The organism is Caldalkalibacillus mannanilyticus JCM 10596 (assembly GCF_000615945.1).
GTDB lineage: Bacteria > Bacillota > Bacilli > Caldalkalibacillales > JCM-10596 > Bacillus_AT > Bacillus_AT mannanilyticus.
In genome coordinates this window covers 1-16140 of record NZ_BAMO01000060.1, presented here as the reverse complement: position 1 = coordinate 16140, position 16140 = coordinate 1, and the positions used below count along the sequence as shown (strand labels likewise).

15 protein-coding genes are annotated in these 16140 nt (G+C 40.8%); 6 read left to right on the top strand and 9 right to left on the bottom strand.

Going from position 1 to position 16140, the window contains the following annotated elements; translation table 11 throughout:
* The 7 genes from JCM10596_RS21625 to JCM10596_RS21595 form a co-directional block, all read right to left on the bottom strand.
* The coding region (locus tag JCM10596_RS21625; protein WP_025028892.1) for an ABC transporter permease at positions 1-583 on the bottom strand (583 nt) is incomplete at its 3' end.
* A complete protein-coding gene (locus JCM10596_RS21620) occupies positions 580-1323 on the bottom strand; it encodes an ABC transporter ATP-binding protein (RefSeq protein ID WP_025028891.1) in 744 nt (247 codons plus the stop codon). The genes JCM10596_RS21620 and JCM10596_RS21625, both read right to left, overlap by 4 nt.
* Before the next feature lie 155 nt (positions 1324-1478).
* A complete protein-coding gene (locus JCM10596_RS21615; protein WP_025028890.1) occupies positions 1479-2189 on the bottom strand; it encodes a glycerophosphodiester phosphodiesterase in 711 nt (236 codons plus the stop codon).
* An 84-nt stretch (positions 2190-2273) separates the two neighbouring features.
* Entirely contained in the window at positions 2274-3062 is a 789-nt protein-coding gene (locus tag JCM10596_RS21610) for a TatD family hydrolase (protein ID WP_025028889.1), read from the bottom strand.
* On the bottom strand, positions 3055-4827 hold the full coding sequence (locus JCM10596_RS21605) for a M3 family oligoendopeptidase (protein WP_025028888.1): 1773 nt from the start codon (positions 4825-4827) through the stop codon (positions 3055-3057). Before JCM10596_RS21605 ends, JCM10596_RS21610 begins: the two co-directional genes overlap by 8 nt.
* A gap of 82 nt (positions 4828-4909) precedes the next feature.
* On the bottom strand, positions 4910-5776 hold the full coding sequence (locus tag JCM10596_RS21600) for a metal-dependent hydrolase (protein WP_025028887.1): 867 nt from the start codon (positions 5774-5776) through the stop codon (positions 4910-4912).
* A 3-nt stretch (positions 5777-5779) separates the two neighbouring features.
* The gene (locus JCM10596_RS21595; protein WP_025028886.1) at positions 5780-6733 is read right to left on the bottom strand and encodes a D-2-hydroxyacid dehydrogenase; all 954 of its coding nucleotides are present in this window, start codon (positions 6731-6733) and stop codon (positions 5780-5782) included.
* A gap of 230 nt (positions 6734-6963) precedes the next feature.
* Between JCM10596_RS21595 and JCM10596_RS21590 the strand changes: the two genes are divergently transcribed.
* Positions 6964-8757, top strand: coding sequence for a M3 family oligoendopeptidase (locus tag JCM10596_RS21590; protein ID WP_025028885.1), 1794 nt, complete (start codon positions 6964-6966; stop codon positions 8755-8757).
* Between the two features lie 120 nt (positions 8758-8877).
* Here the strand turns inward: JCM10596_RS21590 and JCM10596_RS21585 are convergent, their stop codons facing one another.
* Positions 8878-10437, bottom strand: a complete 1560-nt coding sequence (locus tag JCM10596_RS21585; protein WP_025028884.1) for a glycine betaine uptake BCCT transporter — start codon at positions 10435-10437, stop codon at positions 8878-8880.
* Positions 10438-10769: 332 nt separating this feature from the next.
* On the opposite strand from JCM10596_RS21585, the gene JCM10596_RS21580 reads away from it, so the two are divergent.
* Genes JCM10596_RS21580 through JCM10596_RS21560 form a run of 5 tightly spaced genes read left to right on the top strand, consistent with a single transcriptional unit; the run spans position 10770 to position 15847 of the window.
* Positions 10770-11414 (top strand): molybdopterin-dependent oxidoreductase, encoded by a 645-nt coding sequence (locus JCM10596_RS21580; RefSeq protein ID WP_025028883.1) that lies wholly within the window; start codon positions 10770-10772, stop codon positions 11412-11414.
* 36 nt (positions 11415-11450) lie between these two features.
* Entirely contained in the window at positions 11451-12278 is an 828-nt protein-coding gene (locus tag JCM10596_RS31555; protein WP_369345685.1) for a LytS/YhcK type 5TM receptor domain-containing protein, read from the top strand.
* Positions 12279-12330: 52 nt separating this feature from the next.
* Positions 12331-13971: a LytTR family transcriptional regulator DNA-binding domain-containing protein gene (locus JCM10596_RS31550; protein ID WP_369345684.1), complete on the top strand. Its 1641-nt coding sequence runs from the start codon at positions 12331-12333 to the stop codon at positions 13969-13971.
* A 17-nt stretch (positions 13972-13988) separates the two neighbouring features.
* Positions 13989-14303: a DUF485 domain-containing protein gene (locus JCM10596_RS21565; protein WP_025028882.1), complete on the top strand. Its 315-nt coding sequence runs from the start codon at positions 13989-13991 to the stop codon at positions 14301-14303.
* Positions 14300-15847 (top strand): solute symporter family protein, encoded by a 1548-nt coding sequence (locus tag JCM10596_RS21560; RefSeq protein ID WP_025028881.1) that lies wholly within the window; start codon positions 14300-14302, stop codon positions 15845-15847. The genes JCM10596_RS21565 and JCM10596_RS21560 overlap by 4 nt, the downstream gene beginning before the upstream one ends.
* 95 nt (positions 15848-15942) lie before the next feature.
* Here JCM10596_RS21560 and JCM10596_RS29330 read toward each other — a convergent pair whose 3' ends face one another.
* On the bottom strand, positions 15943-16062 hold the full coding sequence (locus JCM10596_RS29330; RefSeq protein ID WP_148302677.1) for a BH0509 family protein: 120 nt from the start codon (positions 16060-16062) through the stop codon (positions 15943-15945).
* Positions 16063-16140: the final 78 nt, after the last annotated feature.

Sequence of the window (16140 nt, the reverse complement as noted above, 5' to 3'; positions counted from 1 at the left end):
TCAGCAACCAGCCCATACTTCCCCCCGTAAAAAACCAATAAAGAAATAAAGTATGAAAGGAAAAACGGCACACGGCATGAATGTTTCTTTTACGTCCATCTTGTAGGCGATGGGTCTGCCAAGCAGATTGTAAGTTCCATCCTTTTAAGAGCACCGGAAGAAGGAAGAAGAGCCATAATGATTCCGTGTCAGAAATTTTATTCGCATATAGGGGGCTAAAAATCATTAGAATAAGCACTAACCCAGTAATCTGAATGGCTGTATTATAAACAACAGCCTGTCTAAAGTAGAGATTCATGTTTTTTTCTACTGGCGTAAGAAAAAGAATATCCGCTTCCTGAAGAAGAGTACGAAAGGAGGCTCTCGTAATGAACCAGCCCAAAAAAATCGCTAGAACGAAAGAAACAGGAAAAGCCTGTGGGAGCCACTCCAAAAAATCAGGATAGTAAATCACACCCAGAATAAATAAAATAATCGTACTTCCTAACAGTCCACTGCTTCCAATCAGCTTCCAATAGCCTATTGATTCCTGAAAATAATCCTGCGATCGTTGTTTCCATATGTTCTCGACCGTTATTTTCATAGTTCCTCAACCTCTGTTAGGTGTAAATAGATATCATCTAACGAAGCATTCTTCATTTGACTGACCTCTCTTAACTCGGATAAGGTTCCTTGGGCTTTAATTTTCCCCTCATGAAGAATAATGAAACGGTCACAGTATTTTTCAGCCGTCGCTAGGATATGGGTAGACATCAAGATTCCCGCTCCGTTTTCCTTACACTTGACCAGCCACTGTAAGAGAGAACGTATGCCAAGAGGATCTAGTCCTAATAAAGGTTCATCTACAATATATAAGGAGGGTTGAATCAAAAAAGCCATCATGATAATCAGTTTCTGTTTCATGCCCTTAGAAAATTGGTTTGGAAACATATTTTTTCTTTTTTCCATCCTAAATTCCTTTAGCAGAATGGGAGCTCTCTCTAAAAACACCTCTCGCTCGATTCCATAGGTCATGGCAATTAATTCTAGATGCTCCCATAGTGTCAGCTCTTCGTAATAAATAGGATACTCAGGTATGTAGCTATATTGGGCTCGATACTGCTCAGGTGACTCTGTAAAGGTTTGCCCCTTAATCTTGATCGCCCCTTGGAAGGGCTGTAGAAGACCTAGTATATGCTTAATTGTCGTACTCTTCCCTGCTCCATTTAAACCGATGAGGGCTACAATCTCTCCAGGCTCAATTTGAAAACTAACATTATGTATAACTGGTTTATTGCCAGTGTATCCTCCTGTAACATCAATAAGCTCTAACAAACTACTCATGAAATCCCCTCTTTCCAAACCATTTAGTTCCCCTGATTCATCGCAGGTCTCTAGGACAAATTATAGTTGATTTTCTTTCCTATTGGCAAATAACAGGTATAAGAAGATAGAAAAAAGCTAGGCTATAAGGATCGTAACCTAGCTTATCTCTCTGTTTATAGAAATCTTGCCGGAATATTGGTGAAGATCCCATCTACCTTTAACTCATCTAGATATTGATACATTCTTCTCTCATCAACGGTGAAGGGAAACACTTTGAATCCCGCTTGATGACAAGCTTGCATAAATGCCTCATCTACAAAGGTACAAATGGGGTGGATACTATACGCCTTAATCCCTGAATACTCAATATATTTCCATGGTTCTATTAAATGATTCGCCAAGAGCACTCCAAGCTTAACGTCAGGGTCAATATGTTGCGTTCGCAGCAAGGCTTGATGATCAAACGACGAAATAATGGTGTTCTGCATGAAATCATATTTTTTGATTTCTTCAATGACTTTAGCTTCAATCCCCTGATGAAAATAAGGAACATTCTTGATTTCAATGTTAATCGTAATGTCCTGATGACAAAGAGCCAAAACCTCACCTAAAGTCGGAATTCTACTTCCTTCAAACTCTTCGGAAAACCAGCTTCCCGCATCCCTTTGCCTCAGTTCCTCGAGCGTCATCTCTTTAATCAAGCCCATCCCATCTGTCGTCCGTTCAATATCATCATCATGACAAACAACGATCTGCCCATCCTTCGATAGGTGAACATCCAATTCAATTGCCTTACAGCCTTGTTTTAGAGCTAATTCAAAAGCAGGTAATGTGTTTTCTGGTGCCTCAAAGGATGCTCCTCGATGAGCAAAAATGATCTCCATATGGTTCTCCCTTCCTTTCATTCCCATCTCTTCTCTTTTTCCGATTAAATTAATCCTTATGATGGCCGCCAGGATTTTAGTACATTATTTCCTCGGCAATGATCGATAGGCTAAGAGTTTTTGCGCGTTATTCTGACAAGCCTCATCAATAGTATCGACATCCATTCCTTTTAACATTGCTACGCACCTCACTATTTCGTGAAGCAGGACTGGGGTTGTTTCCCTTCCCTCAAACAAGCCTGAATACGGCCATGGACCATCTGTTTCTACTAATAGTAAAGTTAAAGGAATGAGATCTACTAATTCTTGATCTCTCTTTCTGTAACAGACCTCAGGAGTGACAGAAACAAAATAACCTCTCTTTACGATTTTTGAAACAAGATGTGCAGGAGCTTTTAACCAATGAAAATGAGCTGCTTCCACTTGGTTTCGTTCTAGAATAGACAATGCTCTTTCGACCTTATCATAAACAGCATGCAAGAGGAGAGGGAGATTTTCAACAACCGCTAGCTTTACTATGGTTTCAAAAAAAGCTATCGCCCTCTCGAGATAAGGGGCTCCTCCTAGACGAGATAATTCATAATGTGGCAAGCCCACTTCCCCGATAGCAACAATAGACTCTCTCTCTTTTCGTAATAGCTGTATCCACTCGGTAAACTCTGCTGAAGAAGGTAGCTCCTTTTCAGGATGAAAGCCAATAGCAGGGTAAATAAAAGTTGGATATTGACTATGTAGTTCGAGTGTTTTATAAGAAGAGGCAAGATCTGAAGAAACGGCAATAACACCGTTTACTCCTTTTTCTTGCCAAGTTGTGACATAACGATCCATCTCCTTTAGATCATATTGATCTAAATGGATGTGAGCATCAATCATTAAGTTCCTCTATTTTTTCAAGCTGCTCCTCAGCAAACATCATCAGTTCTTCAATCGTTTCCTTGGAAAAATCAAACTTAATTCCTGCCGCTTCATACACTTCAGGCAGTGTTCTAGAGCTGCCAAGCGAGAGAGCTTTTTTATAGTTATTTACGGTTTCTTCTGGATTTTCATGATAAGCCTTCCAGAGCTGTAGCGCCCCTAACTGAGCAATGGCGTACTCAATGTAGTAGAACGGAACTTCAAAGATATGTAGCTGCATAAGCCATTTTGCTCTAATTTCGTCCTCTAGCCCCTCTATATTCACATAATGATAATTATACTCTTTGGCTAGCTCCATGAATTTTTGCTGTCTTTCTTCGATCGAGTGTTCAGGATTCTCATACATCCAATGCTGAAAGCGATCAACAACCATTGCCCATGGGAAGAAAGAAATAATCCCTTCAATATGCTCCTTCATGGCACGCTGTAAATCCTTCTCATCCTGATAGAAACGCTCCCACTTATCAATAGTCAGAAGCTCCATGCCCATACTCGCTAACTCAGCTGATTCCATCGGAGCTGACTTATAAGCAGAAAGCGGTAGCTGACGCATTAAAAGGTTATGGACACTATGCCCTCCTTCATGAACCATGGTTGTCACATCATCCTGTGTTCCACTGGCATTCATGAAAATAAAGGAAAGCTCTGTGATTGGTAGGTAAGAGCAAAAGCCACCTGGGGATTTTGCCTTTCGGCTATCTAAATCTAAGAGATCCTGATTCTTCATATCTTTCAATAGTTGAGCAAATTCAGGATCTACCTCCTGAAAGACATCAATCGTTGCTTCGACCAACTCATCTGAATGCTTGAAGGGTTTCAATGGCTCCAACCCTTGAGGTACGGCTTGCGTGTCCCAGGGACGATAGTCATCTAGCCCTAGCTCTTGTTGATGTTTTTGCTGGATTTTACTCACTCGTGGCACCACTTCTTTTTTTACTGCCTTATGAAAAGTAAAACAATCCTCTGCCGTGTAATCAAAACGCTCATATTTTTTAAACATATAATCACGGTAGTTCTTCATTCCAGCATTTTTCGCTTGCTGATCTCGCAGAGTAATAAGCTCACTCATGATTTCATTCAATCGCTGTTCATGCTTGACAACTTCCTGAGAGAGTAATTTCCAAGCCTTTTCTCTCGTTTCCCGATTGGAGCTTTGGAGATGCTCTTTCATTTGTGGTAATGTTTTTTCTTCTCCATTCCATAGAACCGTAAGACTTCCAGTAATTTCGAAATACTCATTCTGTAGCTTATCCTCCTCCATTTCAAGAGCGATATTCTCCTCACGGAACAATTCAATCGCATTGACCCTTGAACGGATGAGCAAATGATATTTTGCAGGATCTAATTCTGCACGATATGGACTATCATAGAATTTCTTATCAAATAAGGCTTTATACTTTTTAACAATAGGCAGGATCACCTGCTGATCACGCTCAAATCGTTCCTTAATCGCCTTATCATCGTTATATCGCTGGAAGGCAATATAATCTCCACTAACTACCTCATCAATAGCATCTAACAGCTCCGATTCTTCTTGTAACCATTCCTCTAAATCGTTGACTGAAGTTATTTTTTTGTTTAAAATCGCCTTCAACTGAGTTTCAAGATAAATCGGATCTTCTAAAGAGATCTTCTCTTGAAAGAAATTAAGCTTCGACTGCACCGTTTCCATCTCCCCTACATGTAATACATAATCTACATTTACATTATCATAGATCCACATTGTTTATCACCCTTTTTTTGTCATATGATACAAAAAGAGTCGCATTTAGCGACTCTTACTTTTTCATCCATTCTATTTTTTGTTAATTTTTCTCAATATATTCATATAAAAATGAGGAGCCATTTCGATAAAAGCGTGGATCATAAATCCCCAAGCGTTCGTCATCATCTATTACCACAACAAAAGGGGACCATTCAAATAAGGTTTGAGCTTTTGGGTTCTCTTCAAATAAAGGAGTTAAATCCACTTGTTTAGCTGACTCAAGGCGAGTGATAAGAGTAGGCTCTCCTACTATTTTTACCTGTGATATCTCCACTTGATTCCCTTTCATCCCTACCATCGCAAAATGACCTGGCGTAAATTCTGCTGCTAAAACGAGCTGATCATACTCCGCAGCATAGCGTTCGTGAATGACATACCCTTGTACTGATTGAAAGGTGAAATGAAGGAGGATCAAGAGCCAAACCCCTTTATAGATAGTATGTGAGGGATACCTGGTGATTTTGGTTAAGACAAAGCCAACAAGAATGATTCCCCACACCAGAAAATCAATAATAGGAATGGTACCAAACGTAATACGAATCATGGAAAATGGCTCTAGATATCCAGTTCCCCAAGCATTAAACAAGTCACTGGTATTATGAATAAAGACAGCTAAGCTCCCAAGATAGAAAATCCTTTTGTCCTTCACCCTCCAAAAAAGATAGCATAAGAGCAGGATTACGAATGCCCAGACAGGAACAAGGAAGATCGAGTGAGTAATGCCTCTATGCCACATCTGATACTTACCTTCCATATCCCAGAGCTTCGAAATCACATCAATGTCAGGAATCTGGCTTCCAACGATGGCTGTAAATAAAAGAGGTTTTTTCAGCTTCGGATCTATGTTCTGCTTGTTCAAAGCCCCGTACAATGTTAAACCAAATAAAGTATGTGTAATCGTATCCATGGCTTAGTACCCTTTTCTTAAATCAATGGGGTTCATCATATTTGAGGCATTAGGATAATGAGCTAAATTTTCAATGAAAATATCTAACGCCCTCTGCATATAGTATGGTGAGCGCCCAGAAAGATGAGGAGTTAAGATCACATTATCAAGCTGCCAAAAAGGGTGATCTGCGGGTAAGGGTTCTTGTTCAAAGACATCTAGGATGGCTCCTGCGATTCGTTTTTCCTGCAATGCTTTCAGGAGAGCCCCTTCCTGAACAATCTTGCCACGCGCAATATTCATAAGATAGGCGGATGGTTTCATTTGCGACAGCTCCTTCTCGCCTATACAGTAAATGGTTTCAGGAGTTGCTGGAAACAACACTACGACAAAATCACTCTGACGAAAAAGAGTCTCCCTTTCCTCAAAAGTAACCATTTCATCAAAGTCACTAGATTCCTGTTTCTTTTCTCTTCTAAGTCCAATTACCTTCATTCCAAAGACTTTAGCCCTTTTGGCAATTTCACTCCCAATGGCTCCAGCTCCAACAATTCCGAGTGTCTTGCCATAAACTTCATCCACTCTCAATGAACGGTCCCAGACTCCTTGTTTTTGAAATTGAAACAGCTCGATGCTTTTTCTCGTCATTTGTAGGATCATTCCCATCGTATATTCAGCCATAGGAATACGATGAATCCCTCTTGCATTGGTTACCAAAATATCTCTTTTCAGTAAGCTCTCAAAAGGCATTAATTCTAACCCCGCACTAAGGACTTGAATCCACTTTAGGCGAGGCATCTGATCAATGATAGCACCCGTTAGATCTTCTCCATAGGTCAACAATATTTCTGTTTTAGCAAGAACCTCCCGCTCAACTGTGCTTAACTTGTCATAGAAAAAATATTCATGGTCAGGATACAATTCTTTGATTCTATGTTGATGCTTTTCACTCATTTTTGCCGTAGACGTAATGTTCAACCGATCCCTCTCCTTATTTCAAAAGTATATGTAGTAAAAATGAAGTATATCTAAAATAATATAGAATAATGGACCTTTTTGGCAAACCATTAGCCTATTTGCACAAAAAATATTTGTAGTGCAAAAATATTCGTCTACCGAATTAGATTGCGTTATAATTGAATGATAGACATTATTTGCTATACAACTAGAAATCATTCATCATATATTAGACTGAAAGGATGAACCCAATGGTGACAAATCTACAGCAGACATGGAACCTAGACACAATCTTCCCTCATGGGAGCGAGTCAGAAGAATTTACTCATCATCTTATGACTCTAGAAACTGAGTTACAAAAATTTGAAGAAAGGATTCACAACGCTCAGGTCCCTACATCATTACATGACCTCAAGTCTTTCGCTTCATTAGTTGAACAAATGGAAACCCTTCATCTCAAGCTGCGTCAAGCTAGTGCTTATATCAGTTGTCTTACAGCACAAAATGTGAAAGATAAAAAGGCGGTACAACTGGGAGGAAAGGTGAAATCTCTCCATGCCAACTATATCGCTTCTTGTACACATCTAGATCAATTCATCGGACAAATCGAAGACTCCCTCTGGAGCTCCTTTCTTCAATCGGATGCTCTTGTACAAGTAGCCTTTCCATTGGATGAAAAACGAAGACTCTCTTTAGAAAAATTACCACCTGAGCAAGAAGCTTTGATTCAGCGCCTATCATTGGATGGGTACCATGGCTGGAGTGACCTCTATAATACAACCGTTGGCAGAATGACCATTCCATTCGAAGAAAACGGCGAGCAAAAGCTATACTCTGTCGGGCAAGCCCATAATAAGCTCGATAGCCCCATTACAGAAGAGCGCCATCGAATGGCTGAAGCTTGGGAGCAGGCTTGGGCTGATCATGCTGATTTTTGCACAGAAGCCTTAAATCATCTAGCTGGTTTTCGACAAGAGGTTTATCAATTCCGAAACTGGGATTCCATACATAAAGAACCCCTTACCTTGAACCGTATGTCTGAAAAAACATTACAGGTTATGTGGGAGGTCATCAATCAGAATAAGGCGATTTTTCTATCCTATTTCGAACGCAAAGCGCAGCTCATGGGGCTAGAAAAGCTAGGCTGGCATGATTTATACGCTCCTATCAGTGGATCAACAACGAAGAAAATAAGCTATGATGAGGCAGCACAATTTATTATTGAACAATTTGAGCCTTTTAGTCCCAAGCTAGCCTCTTTTACCAAGCATGTTTTTGAAAATAGATGGATTGAAGCAGAGGATCGTCCTGGAAAAAGACCTGGGGGCTTCTGTACATCCTTCCCTCAAAGTAAAGAAACTCGTATCTTTATGACCTATGCAGGGACTGCCTCTAGTGTAGCAACCCTCGCCCATGAACTAGGGCATGCCTATCATCAGCATGTCATGAATGATATGCGCCCTCTGGCTCAGCGCTATGCCATGAATGTAGCTGAAACTGCTTCTACTTTTGCCGAAATGATCGTAGCAGATGCGTCAGTAAAAAAAGCTACTTCGGATGAAGAGCGTATCGTTCTTTTAGAAGACAAGGTTCAACGTGCTGTGTCTTACTTCATGGATATTCAGTCACGATTCCTTTTTGAAACCAATTTTTATGCGGAACGGAAAAAAGGACTTGTGAGTGTTGAGCGCCTAAACGAATTGATGACGCAAGCGCAAAAAGATGTGTTTGAGCATTCTCTAGCAAGCTATCACCCACATTTCTGGGCTTCTAAGCTTCATTTCTATATGACAAGTGTCCCATTCTATAATTTCCCTTATACATTTGGCTACTTATTCAGTGCAGGTATCTATGCTAGAGCCATCCAAGAGGGAATGGAATTTGAAGAGAAATATATTGCCTTACTTCAGGATACGGCAAGTATGACAGTGGAGGAACTGGCTTCTAAGCATCTCGGAGTTGATTTAACACAGCCAGAGTTTTGGCAGGAGGCTGTATCTCTCGCCGTGAGAGATGTTGAGGAATTCTTAGAACTAACAAAATAGAAGAACTCTTAAGAAAAGCTTCTATTGCCGCTTTTTAAGAGCAAAAGAATCCCTCTTCTTTTTAGATAGCAGAGGGATTTCTTTTGTAAATTCGTACGGAAGGATCATCCTCGTGATTGATTACTTCATATTGTTCTCATCAAGCAATTCTTCTAGCTTCTTGATTCTCTTTCGCTCTCTTCTTTTTTCTTCTCTCACTTCCGCTTGCAACGCCTTGTTTAAGGATAGGACCATCATCAGCATGATCACAGCAAACGGCAGAGCCGCTATAATGGATGCCGTCTGTAATCCTCCTAATCCCCCACTATATAAAAGGACTGCCGCAATAGAAGATTGTAGGATTCCCCAGATCAGCTTCGTCGATACGGCAGGATTCAAGCTCCCCTTCGATGTTAGCATGCCCAAGACAAAAGTAGCAGAATCTGCTGAGGTAATAAAAAATGTGATGATTAATAAAGTGGCTAAGATACTTAAAAACCAGCCGATCGGAAAATGCTCTAGGGTAATAAATAAAGCTGAAGTCATGTCATTGTTCACCGCATCAGCAATTCCTTTTTGTTCGAACATCTCTAGGAAAATAGCTGATCCTCCAAAAGCAGAGAACCATACAGCACTTAACAGAGTGGGAACTAACAACACCCCAAGTACAAACTCTTTAATCGTTCTTCCTTTCGAAACCCTGGCAATAAAGGTTCCAACAAAAGGAGCCCAAGCAATCCACCATGCCCAATAGAAAATGGTCCATGCTCCTACCCAGGTTCCCCCACTAAAAGGAGTCATTCGAAAGCTCATGGGGATAATATTGCCTAAGTATCCACCAATCGTTGTAGTTAAAGCATCCACGATAAATGACGTCGGACCAGCTAAAAGAACAAAAAGTAAGAGTCCACCAGCTAACCCTAAGTTCAGGTTACTTAAATAGCGTATCCCCTTATCCAATCCTGTTGTAGCTGAAATCAGATAAAGAACCGTCACAATCCCAATAATCAGTAAATGAACGGTGAAATTATTAGGAATGCCGAAAATATGGGTCAGTCCTCCACTAATTTGCAAGGTACCAAAACCAAGCGAAGTTGCCACACCAAAGACAGTTGCAATCGCTGCTAAGGAATCGATTCCTTTGCCTAATGGTCCCTCAACCCGATCCCCAATCAAGGGTCTGAAAGTGGAACTAATTAAGCCCGATTCTCCTTTTCTAAACTGTGAGTAGGCAATCGCTAAAGCAATGATCGTGTAGATCGCCCAAGGATGAAATCCCCAATGAAAAAAGGAATAGCGCAGAGCCAACCTTGCCGCTTCGGGTGTTTCTCCCCCCACTTCTGAGATAGCAGGAGTCAGATAATGATAAACGGGTTCTGCCACTCCCCAGAAAACAAGCCCAATTCCCATTCCAGCAGAAAAAAGCATGGCTAGCCAAGTGTAATAAGAATAGTCTGGTTCATCATCATCTTTCCCTAGTTTAATTCTGCCATAGGGTCCAAATGCGACATAGATAGCGAAAATCAGGAAGATAAAGGTCGCCACTAAATAAAACCAACCAAAACTAGTGGTAATTGCAGATAGTACTGTACCCGTTACCTCATCCAAATTCTTAGGAAAAAAGAATCCCCATACGAGGAAAATTGCAACGATCATAACGGATATGTAGAAAACCGTCCCTATTTTTTTTTGTTCATTCAAAATGTCATCACTCCTATGTTTTTTGTTTGAAGATTAAGAATATACAATCAAAAAAATTACCATTGCAAATTCCCCTTATAGTGTAGAATTTCTCTTCGACCTCGGCTTTATTCTCTACTTATTTAATTGTACGGGATACAAAAAACTGAGTAAAATAAGGGATAAGGAATGATAGGGGAGGATCTATGAGTTATCCAGAGGATACTCTCTCTTACTCTCTCTAGGAAAAACTCTTCCAATTATATCAGCCATTATCCCCGATTATTCGTCTTTCGCATTTTTTTTACAGACATGATATATTGAAACTATTGAAATATAGGAGGAATACAGATATGACAAAAATACTCCCCCCTGGTCAAATGGCAACAAAAAAATGGCCTATCCTGCATGAAGGAGACGTCTATTCATTTGATCAAGAAACCTGGGATTTTACCCTCTTTGGAGAAATTGAAAAAAAGAAGATCCTTTCTTACCAAGACGTTGCAGCACTGCCTAAGGTGCGCTCCACTATAGATATGCATTGTGTGACCACATGGTCTAAATTTGATACGGTATTCGAAGGGATTCCCTTCCGTGAGTTTTTATCTTTTGTCGACTTATCTCCAGACATACAGTACGTGCGTATCTATGGCTATCTTAGCGGAGATCGCTTTGGTTATTCAGCCAATCTCCCTCTGAAGGATTTGATGGGAGACGACGCTCTATTTGTCACACGCTGGATGGATGAAACCCACGATTGGGCAGATATCACTCCCAAGCATGGCTACCCTTTGCGTTTCATTCCTCCTGCTTCCTTCTATCTCTGGAAGGGATCGAAATGGGCTTCTGGAATCGAGTTTTTGAAAGAAGATAAGCCGGGATATTGGGAAGAAAGAGGCTACTCTATGACAGCTAACCCCTTCAAAGAAGAACGGTTCTCTGATCCTGCCTCTAAACCCTCAGGATATTTTGGCGCTGATGAGTGGAAGGATCAATAATCACTCTACTTATTTGAGAATAGGAAAGGTGATTCTATGCAGATGCAAATCATTACGATTGAGCTGTTTGAACGAATGGGAATTCTCCTAGTGATGGCCTTTATCGTGTCTAGAATCCCTTCCTTTAAATTTTTACTAGATCGAGAAGTAAATTGGAGAACCTCTCTCTATTATTCCTTGATTTTTGGATTATTTAGTATGGCGGGTGGACTTGCTGGAGTAGGCTTATCTGGAACTGAGTTAACTAGAAGCCTCTGGTTCCCGGTACTAGATGAAGCCTCTGGACTAGCACATACTGGTATTGTAGGAATCGTGATGGCAGGACTCCTTGGAGGACCGATCGTCGGCTTAGGAGCTGGACTCCTTGCCGGCTTCCAGCTCTACATGATGGGTGGGATTACAGCTGTTGCTTATGGCTTGTCTTCTCCTTTTATTGGACTGCTCGCTGGTTTTTCCGCTCGTTTCTTTTCTAGTGAACGCATTATCTCCCCTGTAAAATCCTTTTTTATCGGGATGTTCTCAACCATTTTAGCGATGTGCTTTATCTTTATTTTCACCAAGTCTTCTGAAAGCGCTATCTTATTTGTCGATGTAGCGGGTATTCCAATGGTGATCACAACGAGCTTAGGAATCGCGATCTTCACCACCATGATTCGAATCGTGTTAAACGAAAAAGAACAAGCCCAAGCAATTGAAACCACACGAGCCTTAAATATTGCGGAGAGAGTTCTTCCCTTTCTAAAAAAAGGAGTGGATTATGATACGGCTGGCTCCACTGCCCACGTACTCATGAATGAGCTTCAGCCCGCTGCTGTGGCTGTGACAGATACGAGCAAAATACTAGCACACTTGCTTGGGAGCTGATCATCACATTATCGGGACTCCTTTGTTAACCAACAGTTCGAAGGAAGCCCTCTTGAGCGGGCATGTTCAGATCGTTACTGAGAAAGAACAAATTCAATGTAGTCATAAGAAATGTCCGCTTGGAGCTGCGATCCTCGTCCCTTTTATTCAATCTGGGCAAGTAACGGGACTGATCAAGCTCTACTATAAAAGACCTCAGCAAATTCGAGCGGTTGACATTGCCTTAGCACAGGGTCTAGGCAAGCTGATTTCTAATCAGTTAAATCTAGCAGAAGCAGAACGTCTTAGCAGCTTGATGAAGGATGCTGAGCTACGAACACTACAGGCTCAAATTAACCCACACTTTCTCTTTAACACCTTAAATTCAATTGTATCTCTCATTCGAATCGATCCAGCTACAGCCAGATTTGTCACCCTTCAGCTTGCTCAATTCATGCGAACAAATCTAAAAATATTAGCCAACCCCTTGATCTCCCTAGAACAAGAACTGACACATCTGCATGCCTATTTAGATATTGTCCATGTCCGCTTTTCCGATCAGCTTTATATCGATGTTCAAATTGATCCTACCCTGCCTGACGCTCTCATTCCTCCCTCTACCCTTCAGCCACTGGTGGAAAACGCCATAGAACACGGACTGAAAGCGAAAGGGAAGGATCGGACCATTCTAATCAGAGTAAAAGGAATTGGACAACAAATCTTGATCTCCATCGAAGATAATGGGGCGGGAATCAAGCCCGAAGTGATCAAACGCTTAGGGCAAGTACCATTACAAGAAAGTAAAGGAAACGGAGTCGGTGTCTACAATGTCAATCAGCGTCTAATCACATTATTGGGGACTGAATCAAAACTACACATTTCGAATAAAAATGAAGGAGGCTCTTCGTTCTCCTTCTATATTCCGGTCAATACGAAACAAGATGAGGTGATAAAAGATGAAAATGAGGTCATGATTGCGGAGGATGAACGTTTGGCACGAGAAGAATTAGAGTTCCTCCTTCATAGCCGAGAAGATGTGATCATCTGCAAAAGTGTATCGAATGGGCAGGAGCTATTAGTTGAATATGAAAAGCATAAGCCAGATGTCGTTTTTTTAGATATCCATATGCCAGAATTGGAAGGAATAGCTGTCGCTAAAATATTACGTGAAAAAGAGCGGAGTCCTCTGATTGTCTTTACAACTGCCTATGAGGAATATGCTGTCGAAGCTTTTGACCTTCATGCAGCCGATTATCTGTTAAAGCCATATGATGAAAGACGGCTAGATGAAGCTCTTTCTAGAATACGAACAGCCTTAAGGCAGACTTCTAGATCCGAATCAGCTTCAGTTCCAAAAACAAAAGGAAAACAGATAAGTAAAATGTCAAAGCTTCTTCTTGATGATGGAGAACGGCTGATTGTGATTGATCCGACATCCATCCTATATATGATGAGAGAGGATCGTGTCGTCCAAATCTTCACTCAAGATCAAACCTTTCAATCGAAGCAAACCCTTCAAGAATTAGAAGAAAAGCTAGCTTCCTTTCATTTTTTTCGTTGTCATCGCAGCTATCTTGTGAACTTGCAATATATCCATGAAATCATTCCTTGGTTCAATGGAGCCTATAACATCGTCTTAAAAGATCAACAGAAGACCAAAATTCCTGTTAGTCGCTCTTCAGTGAAAGAATTATTCAATCTCTTACAAATGTAAGGTAGTGGAGGAGTTCTATGGAGAAAAAAGCACCCGTCTATCCAACCAAATCCTTTGAAACGTTGATGAATAAGAAAAAAAGATTTCTCACACTGCTTACTCTCTTTTTCTTATCGTACTATCTCTCATTACCTATCTTAACATCCTACTTCCCACAGGTAATGACCTATCCAATCTATCAGAATATCACGTTTGCTTGGGTTTTCGCCTTTACTCAATTTCTTCTGACCGCCATCATTTGTTTCATCTATTACTGGAAATCGAAATCCTATGACCAACTTGTACAGCACAGCATACGTGAAGAAAGCGAAAAACGAGGGCATGACTCATGAGTATAACAATGTTTGTTTTTTTTCTAGCGATTGTCATCGGAACCTTGCTTATTACCTACTGGGCTGCCAGACAAACGACCTCAACGAGTGATTATTATGCGGCTGGAGGACAACTCACAGGTTTTCAGAATGGTCTAGCTATCGCAGGAGATTACATGAGCGCTGCTTCCTTTCTAGGCATTACAGGTGTGATTGCCTTATATGGTTTTGATGGTTATTTTTACTCTATTGGCTTTCTAGTATCTTATCTTGTACTCTTATTGTTAATTGCTGAACCCATCCGCCATTTAGGAAAATTTACGATGGGAGATGTCATTGCGGCTCGCTTTCCTTCTCGCTGGATTCGTACCCTCACTTCATTCAGTACCCTGTTCATCTCGGTTCTATACATGGTCGCCCAACTGATTGCCGCAGGGGCCCTGCTGAAGCTATTACTGGGAGTTCGTTATGACGTATCCGTTCTGATTGTGGGAATTCTGATGACCATTTATGTTGTCTTTGGTGGCATGATGGCTACGTCATGGGTCCAGATTATTAAAACGATCTTATTAGTGACAGGGTCCTTTATGCTATGCTTAATTGTCTTATCCAGATATGAATGGAGTATCTTCTCTATTTTTCAGGCAGTGGAGCAGGCTTCGCCTCTTCAAGAGAGATTTCTACAACCAGGTAATTTGTTTACCGATCCTTTAGATACACTTTCTTTGAATTTGGCTCTCGTTCTTGGTACAGCAGGGCTGCCCCATATATTGATCCGTTTTCTTACAGTCAAAGATGCCTTAGCTGTTCGTAAGTCTGTGATTTCAGCCACCTTTATTATTGGACTTTTCTATTTAATGACGATTATTCTGGGATTTGGCGCTACTCTCATTGTAGGCTGGGATCACATTCTTTCTATTGATGATTCAGGAAATATGGCGGCTCCCCTTCTTGCTTTTTTTCTAGGAGGAGATTTTCTTGTAGCCTTTGTTTCAGCGATTGCTTTTGCCACAATCTTGGCTGTGGTATCAGGGGTTATTATTTCAGCCTCCTCATCCATCGCACACGATTTCTATCGTCATGTGTTACATAAGGGACAAGCTTCAGAAGAACGCCAAATGAGAGTGGCAAAAATCGCCGCTATTCTGGTAGGAATGATTGCCATTGTGATATCGATCAAGGCTCAAAACTTTAATGTTGCCGCCTTAGTTTCCTTGATTTTTTCCATTGCTGCCTCTGTCCATTTCCCACTCTTGCTGCTTACAATTTATTGGAGGAAATTCACCTTAGCTGGGGCTCTATCAGGAATGATCGTTGGCTTGATTCTCACTACCCTTCTTGTTTTTTTCGGACCTGTCGTGATGAATCCTGTCAATGGAATCATTAACAGAGAAGCTATTTTTCCTCTACAAAATCCAGGGATCGTCAGCATCCCCTGTAGCTTTTTAGTTGCGGTGTTCGTGTCACTCTTCACAGCCTCTCCCCTTGATGAACATCATTTTAGACACGTTTCATTCCAAGCACATACAGGACGAAGATACTCAGAATCTGTACAACAAAAATAACACTAAAAAGGGCTTTCTCAAAAGAAACAATCAAGTTTTCTTCCTGAGAAAAGCCCTTTTTCATGATCCTTGCACTTATAGATCACGATTTTTCATTATTCCATATTTTCGTCATGAAAGTAGGTGACTTCGTATAGATATTCAATATCAGCATCTGTAAGGTAGGCTAGCTGATAAATCTCTAAGCCCCTTTTCATTTTAAGATAATCAAGCATATTTTTTTCGTTCCTGCCTGTTCATTTTAGCTCCCCCTATCTTTTTTGTATTATAACAATATTATTTATTTAATTATT

What these genes read in the sequence shown, in the direction of transcription:
- JCM10596_RS21620 (WP_025028891.1), bottom strand. Translation starts at nt 1,323, where the DNA reads ATGAGTAGTTTGTTAGAGCTTATTGATGTTACAGGAGGATACACTGGC.
- JCM10596_RS21615 (WP_025028890.1), bottom strand. Translation starts at nt 2,189, where the DNA reads ATGGAGATCATTTTTGCTCATCGAGGAGCATCCTTTGAGGCACCAGAA.
- JCM10596_RS21610 (WP_025028889.1), bottom strand. Translation starts at nt 3,062, where the DNA reads ATGATTGATGCTCACATCCATTTAGATCAATATGATCTAAAGGAGATG.
- JCM10596_RS21605 (WP_025028888.1), bottom strand. Translation starts at nt 4,827, where the DNA reads ATGTGGATCTATGATAATGTAAATGTAGATTATGTATTACATGTAGGG.
- JCM10596_RS21600 (WP_025028887.1), bottom strand. Translation starts at nt 5,776, where the DNA reads ATGGATACGATTACACATACTTTATTTGGTTTAACATTGTACGGGGCT.
- JCM10596_RS21590 (WP_025028885.1), top strand. Translation starts at nt 6,964, where the DNA reads ATGGTGACAAATCTACAGCAGACATGGAACCTAGACACAATCTTCCCT.
- JCM10596_RS21580 (WP_025028883.1), top strand. Translation starts at nt 10,770, where the DNA reads ATGACAAAAATACTCCCCCCTGGTCAAATGGCAACAAAAAAATGGCCT.
- JCM10596_RS31555 (WP_369345685.1), top strand. Translation starts at nt 11,451, where the DNA reads ATGCAGATGCAAATCATTACGATTGAGCTGTTTGAACGAATGGGAATT.
- JCM10596_RS21565 (WP_025028882.1), top strand. Translation starts at nt 13,989, where the DNA reads ATGGAGAAAAAAGCACCCGTCTATCCAACCAAATCCTTTGAAACGTTG.
- JCM10596_RS21560 (WP_025028881.1), top strand. Translation starts at nt 14,300, where the DNA reads ATGAGTATAACAATGTTTGTTTTTTTTCTAGCGATTGTCATCGGAACC.
- JCM10596_RS29330 (WP_148302677.1), bottom strand. Translation starts at nt 16,062, where the DNA reads ATGCTTGATTATCTTAAAATGAAAAGGGGCTTAGAGATTTATCAGCTA.